13 protein-coding genes are annotated in these 12,648 nt (G+C 48.4%); 7 read left to right on the forward strand and 6 right to left on the reverse strand.

Features of this window, described 5'->3' with window-relative positions:
- Window positions 1-28 precede the first annotated feature (28 nt).
- Window positions 29-796 (forward strand): Dph6-related ATP pyrophosphatase, encoded by a 768-nt coding sequence (locus DTO96_RS09155; RefSeq protein WP_114563216.1) that lies wholly within the window; start codon window positions 29-31, stop codon window positions 794-796.
- Window positions 797-898: 102 nt separating this feature from the next.
- Here the strand turns inward: DTO96_RS09155 and DTO96_RS09160 are convergent, their stop codons facing one another.
- Window positions 899-2,158 carry a pyridoxal phosphate-dependent aminotransferase gene (locus DTO96_RS09160; RefSeq protein WP_114563217.1) on the reverse strand — a complete coding sequence of 420 codons (1,260 nt, stop codon included), beginning with the start codon at window positions 2,156-2,158 and terminating at the stop codon, window positions 899-901.
- 389 nt (window positions 2,159-2,547) lie between these two features.
- Here DTO96_RS09160 and DTO96_RS09170 point away from each other — a divergent pair, with 389 nt between their 5' ends.
- From DTO96_RS09170 to DTO96_RS09185, 4 genes are all read left to right on the forward strand, one after another.
- Window positions 2,548-2,922, forward strand: a complete 375-nt coding sequence (locus tag DTO96_RS09170) for an Mth938-like domain-containing protein (RefSeq protein WP_114563219.1) — start codon at window positions 2,548-2,550, stop codon at window positions 2,920-2,922.
- A 95-nt stretch (window positions 2,923-3,017) separates the two neighbouring features.
- The gene (locus DTO96_RS09175) at window positions 3,018-3,506 is read left to right on the forward strand and encodes a peroxiredoxin (RefSeq protein WP_114563220.1); all 489 of its coding nucleotides are present in this window, start codon (window positions 3,018-3,020) and stop codon (window positions 3,504-3,506) included.
- 182 nt (window positions 3,507-3,688) lie between these two features.
- Window positions 3,689-5,479, forward strand: coding sequence for a PhoH family protein (locus tag DTO96_RS09180; RefSeq protein WP_114563221.1), 1,791 nt, complete (start codon window positions 3,689-3,691; stop codon window positions 5,477-5,479).
- 156 nt (window positions 5,480-5,635) lie between these two features.
- Window positions 5,636-7,270 carry a tetratricopeptide repeat protein gene (locus tag DTO96_RS09185; RefSeq protein WP_114563222.1) on the forward strand — a complete coding sequence of 545 codons (1,635 nt, stop codon included), beginning with the start codon at window positions 5,636-5,638 and terminating at the stop codon, window positions 7,268-7,270.
- A gap of 96 nt (window positions 7,271-7,366) precedes the next feature.
- Here the strand turns inward: DTO96_RS09185 and DTO96_RS09190 are convergent, their stop codons facing one another.
- The 5 genes from DTO96_RS09190 to ispD form a co-directional block, all read right to left on the reverse strand.
- A complete protein-coding gene (locus tag DTO96_RS09190) occupies window positions 7,367-7,954 on the reverse strand; it encodes a hypothetical protein (RefSeq protein WP_114563223.1) in 588 nt (195 codons plus the stop codon).
- Window positions 7,955-8,011: 57 nt separating this feature from the next.
- Complete coding sequence (gene rimI, locus DTO96_RS09195) at window positions 8,012-8,515, reverse strand: ribosomal protein S18-alanine N-acetyltransferase (protein ID WP_157964391.1); 504 nt, start codon at window positions 8,513-8,515, stop codon at window positions 8,012-8,014.
- An 8-nt stretch (window positions 8,516-8,523) separates the two neighbouring features.
- Window positions 8,524-9,270, reverse strand: coding sequence for a tRNA (adenosine(37)-N6)-threonylcarbamoyltransferase complex dimerization subunit type 1 TsaB (gene tsaB, locus DTO96_RS09200; protein WP_114563225.1), 747 nt, complete (start codon window positions 9,268-9,270; stop codon window positions 8,524-8,526).
- Window positions 9,267-9,779, reverse strand: coding sequence for a 2-C-methyl-D-erythritol 2,4-cyclodiphosphate synthase (gene ispF, locus DTO96_RS09205; RefSeq protein ID WP_114563226.1), 513 nt, complete (start codon window positions 9,777-9,779; stop codon window positions 9,267-9,269). The genes tsaB and ispF overlap by 4 nt, the downstream gene beginning before the upstream one ends.
- A 237-nt stretch (window positions 9,780-10,016) precedes the next feature.
- Window positions 10,017-10,772, reverse strand: coding sequence for a 2-C-methyl-D-erythritol 4-phosphate cytidylyltransferase (gene ispD / locus DTO96_RS09210; protein WP_225972476.1), 756 nt, complete (start codon window positions 10,770-10,772; stop codon window positions 10,017-10,019).
- A 378-nt stretch (window positions 10,773-11,150) separates the two neighbouring features.
- On the opposite strand from ispD, the gene DTO96_RS09220 reads away from it, so the two are divergent.
- A complete protein-coding gene (locus tag DTO96_RS09220; RefSeq protein WP_114563228.1) occupies window positions 11,151-11,807 on the forward strand; it encodes a toprim domain-containing protein in 657 nt (218 codons plus the stop codon).
- A gap of 398 nt (window positions 11,808-12,205) precedes the next feature.
- Window positions 12,206-12,538: a cupin domain-containing protein gene (locus DTO96_RS09225; protein ID WP_225972477.1), complete on the forward strand. Its 333-nt coding sequence runs from the start codon at window positions 12,206-12,208 to the stop codon at window positions 12,536-12,538.
- The last annotated feature ends 110 nt before the right edge of the window (window positions 12,539-12,648 follow it).

Here is a 12,648-nt window from a genome sequence, read left to right on the forward strand (position 1 = left end):
TTTTTATTTAATTTTTTATAGGTATTTTATGAGCAAAACATTACCCAAAGCCATCATGTGTTGGAGCGGCGGCAAAGATTCAGCCATGGCTTTGCACCGTGCGCAACATGATTTTGAAGTGGTTGGGTTACTGACCACAATGAATGCTGAATTTGCGCGAATTTCAATGCATGGCGTGCGCGAAAGCATGCTCGATGCGCAAGCGGCGGCGATTGGCTTGCCCATCCATAAAGTGTGGGTCGGCGGCAGCACCCACGGTGAGTACGAGGATCAAATGCGTGCGGCACTTGAATCGGTGCAAGCCGATGGCGTGACACATGTGATTTTTGGTGATATTTTTTTACAAGATTTACGTGAATACCGCGAGCGGCAATTGGCAAAAGTTGGTTTATTGGCAGCATTTCCACTGTGGCAATCCGATACAACGGAGCTGATTCAAACGTTCATCAACACAGGTTTTAAAACCATCACTTGCTGCATCAACGATGCCTATTTGGATGAATCTTGGGCGGGGCGGGAAATTGATGCAGGGTTTGTCGCCGATTTACCCACACACGTTGATCCTTGCGGTGAGAATGGCGAATACCACACGTTTTGTTTTGATGGCCCGATTTTCAGCCAGCCTGTGGCTTTCAATCGCGGTGAAGTGGTGTACCGCCCATTGCAAGCGCCCATGCCTATTGCTGCAAAAGATGAATCAGACGACCGTTATGACTGCGCCTCCCCTGTGGAGACCAAGGGGTTTTGGTTTTGTGATGTGTTGCCCTCCGAAAATCATAGCCATTCGGCTATTTAATCTGACATATCTTAAAGCGTACAATGCATTCAAATAAAAAGGTGAGCGATGCTCACCTTTTTATTTGAATCTCATTTGATCAAATTGATCTGACGCGACAATTTATGCCGAGGTCGTTACAGCCACTGAACTTCCTGCTGTTGCCGCACGCTCACGGTAATCTTTCAAAAACCGTGCAAATCGCCCAATCGCTTCGCGCAATTGCTCTTCATGCGGCAAAAACACAAAGCGCAAATGGTCATGCGCATGCCAATTAAAACCAGTACCCTGCACCACCAAAACCTTTTCTTTCTCTAAAAACTCAAGCACAAATTCTTGATCATCCTCAATCGGATAGACCGCTGGATCAAGGCGCGGAAATAAATACATGGCCGCTTTTGGTTTCACACAGGTCACACCCGGAATCGCTGTGATCAACTCATACGCCAAATCACGCTGGCGTGCCAAACGTCCATCTGGAGCGACAAGGTCATCGATGCTTTGATAACCGCCCAGTGCAGTTTGGATCGTGTATTGCCCCATCGCATTGGCGCACAGGCGCATGGAGGCGAGCATGACCAAGCCTTCGATGTAATCGGCGGCGGCTTCTTTTGCACCCGACAACACCATCCAACCTGCACGATAACCACAGGCACGGTAATTTTTTGACAAACCATTCATGCTGATGAAAAACACGTCATCGGCCAATGAGGCAATCGCCGTGTGGGTGTTACCATCGTACAACACACGGTCATAAATTTCATCTGCCATCACAACCAAGCCAAACTCACGGGCGACTTCAACAATTTGTAACAAAATTTCGTCAGAATACAATGCACCTGTTGGGTTGTTTGGGTTGATGACCACAATCGCTTTGGTTTTTGGTGTGATTTTTGCACGAATGTCCGCAATCGATGGGTTCCAACCATCTGCCTCGTCACACAAGTAATGTACTGCGGTGCCGCCTGCGAGCGTGGTCGAAGCCGTCCACAAAGGGTAATCGGGCATGGGCACGAGCACCTCATCGCCCACATTGAGCAGCGCGTGCATGGCGAAGCCAATCAGCTCAGACACACCGTTTCCAATGATGATGTCTTCCAACGTCACGCCTTTGATGTGCTTGCGCTGGGTGTAGTGCATGATCGCTTTGCGTGCTGCAAAAATGCCTTTTGAATCGGTATAACCCGCTGAATGCTTGAGGTTGGCGATTAAATCCAGTTCCATTTCTTCGGGCACTTCAAAGTCGAACGAGGCCACATTGCCAATGTTCAACTTGATGATGCGCTGCCCTTCCGCTTCCATTGCTTGTGCTTTTTGCATGATGGGGCCACGAATGTCATAACAAACGTTGTCTAATTTATGTGATTTTTGAAGGGGACGCATCGGCTGTCTTTCTTGGCTAAAAATGAGGAAAAATGGGATTGTATGGGTTAAGGTCAAAGCCCCCATGAACTGAAGGCAATCACCCATAAATTGTAAATAAATTCGGTTAATGCCCTTTAAATGTCATGTTTTTATCCCAATTTGTATAAAAACCAAAAGCCGAAGAAAGATCTGGCATTGATAAACAACAGCGGTATTTTGCTACAATGAGCACACACATGATGTGCGCACGCCAATACAGAATGGCGACGCACGGGCGAATGCCTTGAGTGTACACCAGCGCAACGGCTTTTTCCATCGAAAACTCGGAAAATAAATATTTTTTATAATTTTTTTTGGTTTTACACGCCTTATCAGTATTTTTCACTTAAAATTTAAACGGCCATCCCATGCACTTTCAACCCGATCTCAATCCAAACCTCAATGCCATCACGTCATGCGACGAAAATGCCATTAAAGTCAACAACATCCCTTTCGCAAGCAGCATTTGGGTGACACCTGAAGGCGCGGTTCAAACATTGACCGCCCACTCCATTGCCGATTTAACAGGCGAGCTGTTTGAAGCGGTGTCCAAGGCCACACCTGAGGTGGTGTTGATCGGCACAGGCGTGCGCCAACATTTCCTTCATCCCGTGCTACTCGCCCCATTGACTCAAGCGCGCATTGGCGTGGAATGCATGAGCAGTGATGCAGCCTGCCGAACCTATAATGTGCTCATGAGCGAAGGCCGCCGCGTACTCGCCTTGATTTTATTGCCCAATTAACCAATCAGCGGGCTGTACCAAGGCAGTCCATTTTACGATGCTTCACTTATGTCGCAGCCTCATATCATTTCAATCACTTTTAAAGAACACCGCACATGACCCTCGCCCTAAACTCAGCCGTCACCGACATCACCCTGCCCATGACGACAGCGGTGATCGGCGAATCACAACCCTTCAAACTGTCAGACCATCATGGCAAGACTGTTGTGCTGTATTTCTATCCCAAAGACAACACGCCCGGTTGCACCAGCGAATCAATTGCTTTTCGTGAATCACACGATGGCTTCCTTGCTGCCAATGCTGTGATTTTTGGCGTGTCTCGAGATTCATTGAAATCACACGACAACTTCAAACATAAAATTGAACTGCCTTTTGAATTGATCAGCGATACTGAAGAGCAGCTGTGTGCTCAATTTGATGTCATCAAACAAAAAATGATGTATGGCAAACAGGTGCGAGGCATTGAACGCAGCACCTTCATCATCAACGCTGAAGGTGTTTTGATTCAAGAATGGCGAAAAGTAAGGGTCGCCAATCACATTGAAGATGTATTGAACTTTGTCAAAACGTTGGCATCAGACTGAACCCATGCAATGCACCATTGATACCGATGCACACAACAGGATTCACATTTTTTTCACATTGAAACATCCGCAATAAAACCAATCAAAGCCCATGCAAATCGTGCACGGGCTTTTGCGTTTATGGCTTTAAGTGATGTATGATACAAGCCATATCGATTGTCAACTTCCTTCTGGAGATCACCATGCCTTTACCCAAAGCCCCAACCAAAAAAGGCAGTTTATTGACTCAACCTGCGGGCGGTCACGCAGTTGCACAAACAAAAGTACCCACAGCACAGCATGCACCATCAACTGCCAAGAAAAAAACGAAAACAGCAGCCCCACGTGTTGCCCAAAGCCCAGCCCAACATGCGACGATGACGCAAGCAGCTGCGGTACCAAGCCACACGCCAACGACAGCCAAACCCGTCAAAACACATACAGCACATACCGCACAAGCGGCACCCACTGCTCCAGCGGTGTCACAAGCACCAGTCACTCGCCCACCACTGGCTCACAGTGCGCCCGTGTTAAATGCACCTGCCGCAAAAAATCACAAACGCACCAGTAAAACGTCTGAAGTGAATGCCACCCGCAAACTGTTCGTGCTCGACACCAACGTCATGCTGCACGACCCTTCTTGTTTTTTCCGCTTCGAAGAGCACGATGTTTACCTGCCACTCATCACTTTAGAAGAGCTTGATAACCATAAAAAAGGCACCACTGAAACAGCCCGTCATGGCCGTCAAGTGTCTCGCATGCTGGATCAACTGATGAGTGCGGTGGCAAACGGCATCGATGATGGCGTGCCATTGAATGCATTGGACAATCAATCCAACCTTGGGCGTTTGTTTTTCCAAACCCAATTTTTTAACGATGACTTACCAAAAAGTTTGCCATCGGGCAAAGCCGACAATCAAATTCTCGGCGTCGTTCATGGTTTGCAACAGTTGCACCCTGATCGCAGCGTTGTGTTGGTGTCAAAAGACATCAACATGCGCATCAAAGCACGTGCACTGGGTTTAAATGCGGAAGACTATTTCAACGATCAAGTGATCCAAGATTCCGATGTGTTGTACAGCGGCCAGATGGCTTTGCCTGCTGATTTTTGGGAAAACCACAGCAAAAACCTCGAATCATGGCAAGAAGGCGGTCATACCTTTTACCGCATTGAGGGGCCTTTGGTGGCGCAGATGAGCGTGAATGAGTTTGTGTTTCTTGAACAACCCGAGGTCGCCAGTTTTTATGCTCAAATTGTGGGAATAGAAGCCGATGCTTCAGATGCGCCAAAAAATGCCACATTGCGCACCTTGATCGATTACAGCAACCCAAAACATGGTGTGTGGGGCATTGGTGCACGCAACCGCGAACAAAATTTCGCACTGAATGTGTTGATGGATCCAGACATCGATTTCGTCACCCTGCTCGGTCAAGCGGGCACAGGCAAAACACTGGTCACCATCGCAGCAGCGCTACAACAAACCCTTGAATCAGCACGCTATTCGGAAGTCATCATCACCCGCATCACGGTGCCTGTTGGTGAAGACATTGGCTTTTTACCTGGCACGGAAGAAGAAAAGATGACCCCGTGGATGGGGGCTCTCCAAGACAACTTGGAAATCCTCATCAAAGGCGATGCGAATGCAGGTGAATGGGCGCGTGCAGCCACCAACGAGTTGATTAAAAACAAGGTGAAAATCAAAGCCATGAGTTTCATGCGCGGACGCACGTTCGTCAACAAATTATTGATTTTAGATGAAGCGCAAAATCTCACGCCAAAACAAATGAAAACCCTCATCACCCGCGCAGGCCCAGGTACAAAGGTGGTGTGTTTGGGTAATTTGGCACAAATCGACACGCCTTATTTGACTGAAGGGTCTTCAGGTTTGGCGTATGTGGTAGAGCATTTCAAAGGCTGGCCACACAGCGCGCACATCACCTTGATGCGTGGCGAGCGTTCGCGCTTGGCTGATCATGCCAATGAAGTGCTTTGAATCAAACGCTCAACCACAGGAATCACAGAATAATAGGGTCTAAGCATAGGGCTCTATTTTTCCGTATTGTTTTTGTTTAACCCACATCAAGCGATGCAGAAGCCAAGCATAAGCAAGACACAAGCAAGATCACCACATTTATTTTTTGCACCACCGATGACTCAATTGACCCCATCTGAACCAAACCGCATGAATCCAACCACAACTGCCCTTACTCAAGAAGCACTCCTCGCTAAAATCAATCAATTTGAGCAGCAATTTGCTGCAAGGAGCTTCAACGATGCCTTAATCTCTGGACAACAATTGGTAGAAATCTTACCGAACAACCCACAAATCCATTTTTACTTGGCATTGGTATTTAACAACCTCAACCTTTTCGATCAAGCGTACATGCAACAGCTTGAGGCCATTCGTCTAAAACCCGATGAGTCCATTTACCACTACAATGCAGCAACTTATGCCGACATCATGGGCAATGCGCTGCGCGCCATGCTGCATTATCAACGCTGCATCCACATCGACCCAAATCATGCCGATGCACTGTGGAACTATTCTGAGCACCTACGTTTGGATGGCCACATTAAAATGGCGATCGAATGCCTGCACAAACTCATTGCTTTGGGTAAAGACCATTATGGCAAATTTTACAATCGCTTGATTGCCTGTTACGCCCTGCTGGAACAATACAGCACACAAACAGCTGAGTTGTATCAAAAATTATTGAATGATCCCGAAGATCACATTGCACGCTGGGGATTTGCTCTGGATGAGCTCAAAAATGAACGTTTTGAATCAGGCTTTGCTTTTTACAACCGCCGTTTTGAAAGCAGCGCACTGAACAATGCCTACTGTTATGATTTCCCTTACCCATTGTGGGACGGGGTGTTTCATAAAGGTCAAACCTTGTTGATTCATGGTGAACAAGGTTTGGGCGATGAAATGATGTTCTTATCCACAATGAATGAACTGTTGGCCGAAGCCCAACACACGGGCACACGCATTGTCATCGCCTGCAAACCTGCGCTTGTGCGCTTGTTTGCCCTCAGCTTTCCAAACACCACGGTCTTTGCACACAAGTATGAAACGCCTGCATTAGAAGTGGCTCAATTGCCCATCAGCGCACAACTGCCCATGGGGCATTTGCTTCAACGTTACCGCAAAAGCATAGCTGACTTTGATGCCAACCGCCATCCATTTTTGGTCGCTGATGCAGCGCGCATCGCCCATTATGACGAGCGTATCAAAATCCAAGGACGTGAAGCCAAAGACGGCCGACGTCGATTTCGTGTGGGTTTAATGTGGGGCACAGTGTCCGCAGAGGCGGTTCAACGGTTCGTGCGGTTTGCCAATAAAAAAAGCATTGCCCTGTCCCTTTTCAGCGAATTTGAGGATGTCATTGATGAGGTTGAGTTCATCAGTTTACAAAACCATGAACGTGGTGCTGAAGCCGCATTGTTACCCGAACTTCACATTGTCGATTTCAGCTTGGATCAAACCGATTTTTATGACACAGCCGCATTGATGTGCAATTTGGATTTGGTCATCACCATCGACACCTCCATCGCCCATTTGGCAGGTGGTTTGGGCTTAGAAACATGGGTGCCATTGCCCAAACTCGCCGACTGGCGTTATGGCAAAAAACGTGACACCAGTTATTGGTATGAAGGTACTCATCTATTTCGTCAAACCAAAGCAGATCATTGGAATGATGTTTTGGATAACATGCACACGCAACTTAAAGCCCGTGTCCAAAAGAACCAAAAAGACGCAGCATCTAAACATAAAAAATAAGCACGCGCATCAGCATGCATTCAAAACAATCGCGGCCATCAAGGCCGCGATTGTCAGATCAACATGTCACAATTAACATGCACATCATTTGGATGCTTAAGGCTGCGCCCACATGGCCTTCAAACCCACCCATGCTTCGCGCTTGAGTAAAGGCTCAGACAACATGTCGGCTAAAGCAGGAATCCGCCAGACACGGTGGTGCCCCTCGGGAAAATCCACATCACCCAACAACAACACGCTCAATGTTTCAGGTAACGACACATTCAATTCCGACACATGACACACATTCAGGCGCGGCCATGTCGCCATCCCAGTGGTTTGAACATGCTCGACCCCATCCTGCACCGAACTGTAAACCACCTCGCCCTCAGTCGCCTGAATCGCCGCCATCATACCTGCCAGCAAACGACATGCATCATCATCCAGCGGTGCAACGCCAATCACCCAATAACGCGCTGCTTGAATGATTTTCGGCAACACGGGCAGATCCGCCACAACCGCTTTCGCCGCAACGACTAAAACAGGTTCAGGCAAACCTTCCAACACGGGCGCATTGGCCACAGAGACCGCCCCCCCCAGCGAAGCCGTGCTCGCCCAGCGTGAAATGCCCATCACATCCAGCCAAACGGCATGGTGTTCAGGGTACGTTAACACAGCAGACACATCATCGGACACTTGATCCATTCAACCCTCATTCATTTCTTAAAAAACACGAAAAAAGCCACTTTTTTCCATATCTACTTATTCATTTGATGTGCTGTATGTGTGTTCAATCACATCACAGCGCAGAATCAGCGCATCCTCACGTGCCCCCGTGACAGGATCATGATAATAATGCTTGCGCCGTCCAACCTCAACAAAACCATTTTTATCGTATAAAGTGCGGGCAACGGCATTACTCACACGCACTTCTAAAAAGCACGCTTGCACATCTGGATAACAAGCGCGAATGTCCATCAAGCCAAAAACCAATAATGCCGCGCCCACACCTTGTCCTTGCGCAGCATGCGCGACTCCAATTGTTAAAATCTCAGCTTCATCAATCACCACTTGTGCGATTAAATACGCCTGCACCTGTCCAAACGCATCTTCGGCCACCCAAGCCACGTAACCCCCATCCAGCAGACCTGCAATCTCAAGCACTTGCGCACGCGACCACGGTTCAATCTGCACCGCCATTTCAATATCAGCAACGGCAGGCAAATCAGCGGCACACAAACGGCGATATGCCATATTTGCGCTCATGTTTGTGTTCATATCGCTTTTGCCGCCTCACGCTCGGCGATGGTTTGCGCAATTTTATCACGCACATATAAGGGAGACACATCATGCGGTGGCACACCCCCACTGGCTGCAAAAGACCGTTGCGCCGCAGGCAATAAATACAATGCATTGGGTGCATCGTGGTTCATCGCAGCCATACGAACACCGTCCGCTTCATGCGCCAAAGACCAAGCCTTGAAAGCCTCAAAAATTGTCCACGCATTACCAGCCAATTGCATCGTTTGTCGTACGGCCACTTCTTGCAACTCCGTAAATGCGATCACATCGTCCAACACACCCAAACTCGGCGCTTGAATCGTCGAATACGCACCCGCCACATCGAAATGATAAGCCGCCCAATACACCTGATTCATCCGTGCATCATTCGCCACCAGCACCGTCATTTCGACAGGTTGAGATTCAAATGCGGCTTGCGCCAAAGCCAGCAATGAGGGCAACGCAATCACGGGTTTACCTGTCGCATATGCCAAACCTTGCACCACAGCCACACCCAAACGCACCCCCGTAAAGCCACCGGGGCCAATGCCCACGACAAACGCATCGACATCCTGCACCGTCATCCCGCGTGCCTCCAACAGCCGACGCACCATAGGCAACACATTTTCGGAGTGGCTTTGCTCTGTCATCAGATGCTCACTACTGCTGACCCCTTGGTGGCTCAAGGCCACTGAGCAATATGCACTCGATGTGTCCACGGCCAATAAAGTTGCACTCATGCCGACACCTTCATCAACAACACCACTGCTTCACATGCAATGCCTTCCGAACGCCCCAAATAACCAAGCTGTTCATTGGTTTTCGCCTTGACATTGATCGCGCTCACATCCACCCCCAAGTCAAACGCAATATTTTCACGCATGCTGCCGATGTGTGGTGCCATTTTGGGTGCTTGCGCGATGATGGTGGAGTCCAAATTGGCCAACACATAACCCGCATCAAGAATTTTTTGGTAGGCATGTTTAAGCAAAACACGACTGTCCACCCCTTTAAATTGTGGATCGGTGTCTGGAAAATGCCGTCCAATGTCACCCAGTGCCAGCGCCCCCAACAACGCATCGGTGATGGCGTGCAACAACACATCTGCATCCGAATGCCCGAGCAAGCCTTTGTCAAAAGGAATCGTCACCCCGCCAATGATCAACGGGCGATCGTTCACCAAAGCATGCACATCAAACCCTTGCCCGATGCGAAAAGGTAAAACGGGTAAATTAGAAACTGCAATCATTTAAAACTTTCATATGGTCAATTATTTGATGATTTAATCATCCAATACATCTGATCATTTAATGCATCTTTAATACATCACTTTTTAATAAATCATTTAGTACATCATTTAATACATTTAAAACGCTTGCCTCAAGCAGTCAATGCAAGTCACTTAAAACACAGGGTCAAACAAGTTTTTCACTTCCCTTCAACCCATTAATGCAGTACCTCATAGCAGTTGGCTCGATAAAACACATCACGCCAAGGCTTGCACAGGTCTGCTTGCCCGCTCCAACCAAAACTCAGCCAACTCAAAGTCATGTGCAAACGTCACTTTTAAGTTACTCACATGCCCTTCAATCAACATGGGGGACACACCAGCCCACTCCATCACGCTCGCCTCATCGGTGATGCCCTCTGCAACATGTTCGTCCACCAAAGCGTCGGACAATGCATTGTACAAAACATCCAATTTAAACATTTGTGGCGTCTGTGCCGCCCACAGCTTTTTACGATCCAAGGTTTTTTTGGCCAACACGCCATCATCGGATAATTTAATTGTATCGACCACAGGCATCGCCAACACCCCCCCCACTGCACTGTGCAGCAACACAGCATCATGCAACGCCTCAACCAATGCAGGCGTGATACAAGGACGTGCGGCATCATGCACCATCACCCACGCCTCATCGTATTGCTCATCCAGCACATCCAACGCATTGCACACCGACTGCGCCCGAGTCTCCCCGCCCACACGCAGTACCTGAACCGCATCGCCAACCAACGGTGCAATCAACACGTCATACCACGCATCCTGTGGCGACAGCACCACCACGACTTGCTGCACACATGCACTGTTAAACAAGGCCTTGATTGCATGAGCCAACATCGGCACGCCATTCAACTCTCTATATTGCTTCGGCAACGGCGACCCCGTGCGTGAACCAGAACCCGCCGCACAAATCACCGCCACCGTTGGCACGACGGCCACCATTGCATCTGTTGTGTTCATTGCTGTGTTCTCCATGCCCTCTCCTATTATGATCACAAAGGTTAATCGCAAAGTAAAACCCTCTTTTGCGTTTGCTTAAAATTAGAGATTTCAGTTACGGCGGATTCTAAGAAAACCGCACAAACCATCAACTGAAACATTGAATGATTGACAAATTCACTGAAGATCAGCTCCAAATCACCCAAAATATACCCCAGTACCGCCAAAACAATCCCTCTTTAAAACCATCGTGGTTGTTTTTGTTTATCATTGGGATGCCCCAGATTTTGCCTCCCAAAAACACATCCTCAACAGGTAAGAAGCAGGGTTTTGCTTTTCGGAACAACACAAGCAGTATGATACAGCACCGCACCCACCCACGCCATGATTTGAGCCACCATGTACTTTAAAAACACCCCCATCAAGCTCGCCGACAGCCGCACCCATGGCGCAGGCACAGAATTGTTCATCGTCGAAGGCGACTCCGCCGCCAGCGCAGTGACCGCCTTACGCAACGGGCAATGTCAAGCAGTCCTGCCCATGCAAGGTAAGCCGCTGAACGCCCTCAAAGCCACCGCCGCCAAAGTCTCGGCCTATCCCCTATTCAACGCACTCGAAAGCAGTTTAGGTGCAGGCGCAGGTGAACACTTCAACATAAACACAATGCGCTTTGAACGCATCGTTCTGCTGTTCGATCCCGACGCCGACGGCATTCACAGCGGCGCACTCATGCTCATGTATTTTTACAAACGCATGCGCCCCCTGTTTGAAGCCGGAAAAATTCTAATGGTTCACCCACCTTGGTTGCAATTCACCATTGCAGGCCGAACCGAACCCCTATACGCCTACGCCGAAGCCCAAGGCCGTGATGTCGCAGAACAATTGCGAGCACAAGGCATGGATTTCCAAACACTGCGCTACCGAGGTTTAGCGGGGATCGATCGAGATATTTTATTGAGTGCCTGCATCACCCCTGAAACGCGCGTCACACGGACGATGGGGCTGAAAGATGCAGAAGCCGCGATTGCGGTATTTGGAGGCGGATTGGAAGGGTGAATGCATACGGATGGGTTGGCCATATTGGTGCACACCCCTCACCCCTGATCAACATTTTTAGCATCATGCAACAGCCACGCAGCAGCACCAAAAATCTAAAACAAGCCTTATTGCCTGCATTCGTTGAACAACAGATCGATCACAAATGGATTTGAGTGTAACAACAAGTAACAACAAGTAACAACAAATAAGACAACACATGGGCTCAAAAATTAAAACAATACAAACAAACGCAGCCCGCCTTGGCACATCCCAAACCACCTCAACCAATCTCTTTTTATTTGTGCTAAAGTGTATTCACAGGCGCGCATGGCAAAGCCTGCTTTCACAATAAAAACAACAAGTACAAACACATGCTCAACCCATTTGACTGCTTTGAGCGCCATTCCAAGGAGACCATGATGTCCATTCCACATGCTGTTTCAGGCCAAGTGTTGAACATTCTTCCTGCTGCCCATGAATTGGGTGCCAAACAATCCACCGCATTGTTCAAGAGCCAAGAATTAGAAGTCATTCGATTGATTCTACCCAAAGACAAAACCATGCCAACACATCAAGTGGCTGGAGAAATCACGGTGCAATGTGTATCGGGCTCGATTGAGATGATCTGCAATGGTGATATTCAAGTGCTGAACAGCGGTCAGTTGTTGTATTTATCGGGCGGTGTGGCACACAGTTTAAGCAGCCGTGAAGATGCGGTGGTGCTCCTGACGATTGTATTACACCGATAAGATTACAGCGATGAGATTACAGCGATGAGATTACAGCGATGAGCACCATACCTCGCCGTAAGCTTGTTTGGGTTAAACCATCGATGCCTTATAAGGTGTAAAAAACGCCT

Source organism: Ephemeroptericola cinctiostellae, assembly GCF_003339525.1.
In the GTDB taxonomy this organism is placed as follows: domain Bacteria; phylum Pseudomonadota; class Gammaproteobacteria; order Burkholderiales; family Burkholderiaceae; genus Hydromonas; species Hydromonas cinctiostellae.

Coding starts and splice junctions, on each gene's coding strand:
- DTO96_RS09155 (WP_114563216.1), top strand. CDS start 29: ATGAGCAAAACATTACCCAAAGCCATCATGTGTTGGAGCGGCGGCAAA.
- DTO96_RS09160 (WP_114563217.1), bottom strand. CDS start 2,158: ATGCGTCCCCTTCAAAAATCACATAAATTAGACAACGTTTGTTATGAC.
- DTO96_RS09170 (WP_114563219.1), top strand. CDS start 2,548: ATGCACTTTCAACCCGATCTCAATCCAAACCTCAATGCCATCACGTCA.
- DTO96_RS09175 (WP_114563220.1), top strand. CDS start 3,018: ATGACCCTCGCCCTAAACTCAGCCGTCACCGACATCACCCTGCCCATG.
- DTO96_RS09180 (WP_114563221.1), top strand. CDS start 3,689: ATGCCTTTACCCAAAGCCCCAACCAAAAAAGGCAGTTTATTGACTCAA.
- DTO96_RS09185 (WP_114563222.1), top strand. CDS start 5,636: ATGACTCAATTGACCCCATCTGAACCAAACCGCATGAATCCAACCACA.
- DTO96_RS09190 (WP_114563223.1), bottom strand. CDS start 7,954: ATGGATCAAGTGTCCGATGATGTGTCTGCTGTGTTAACGTACCCTGAA.
- rimI (WP_157964391.1), bottom strand. CDS start 8,515: ATGAGCGCAAATATGGCATATCGCCGTTTGTGTGCCGCTGATTTGCCT.
- tsaB (WP_114563225.1), bottom strand. CDS start 9,270: ATGAGTGCAACTTTATTGGCCGTGGACACATCGAGTGCATATTGCTCA.
- ispF (WP_114563226.1), bottom strand. CDS start 9,779: ATGATTGCAGTTTCTAATTTACCCGTTTTACCTTTTCGCATCGGGCAA.
- ispD (WP_225972476.1), bottom strand. CDS start 10,772: ATGAACACAACAGATGCAATGGTGGCCGTCGTGCCAACGGTGGCGGTG.
- DTO96_RS09220 (WP_114563228.1), top strand. CDS start 11,151: ATGTACTTTAAAAACACCCCCATCAAGCTCGCCGACAGCCGCACCCAT.
- DTO96_RS09225 (WP_225972477.1), top strand. CDS start 12,206: ATGATGTCCATTCCACATGCTGTTTCAGGCCAAGTGTTGAACATTCTT.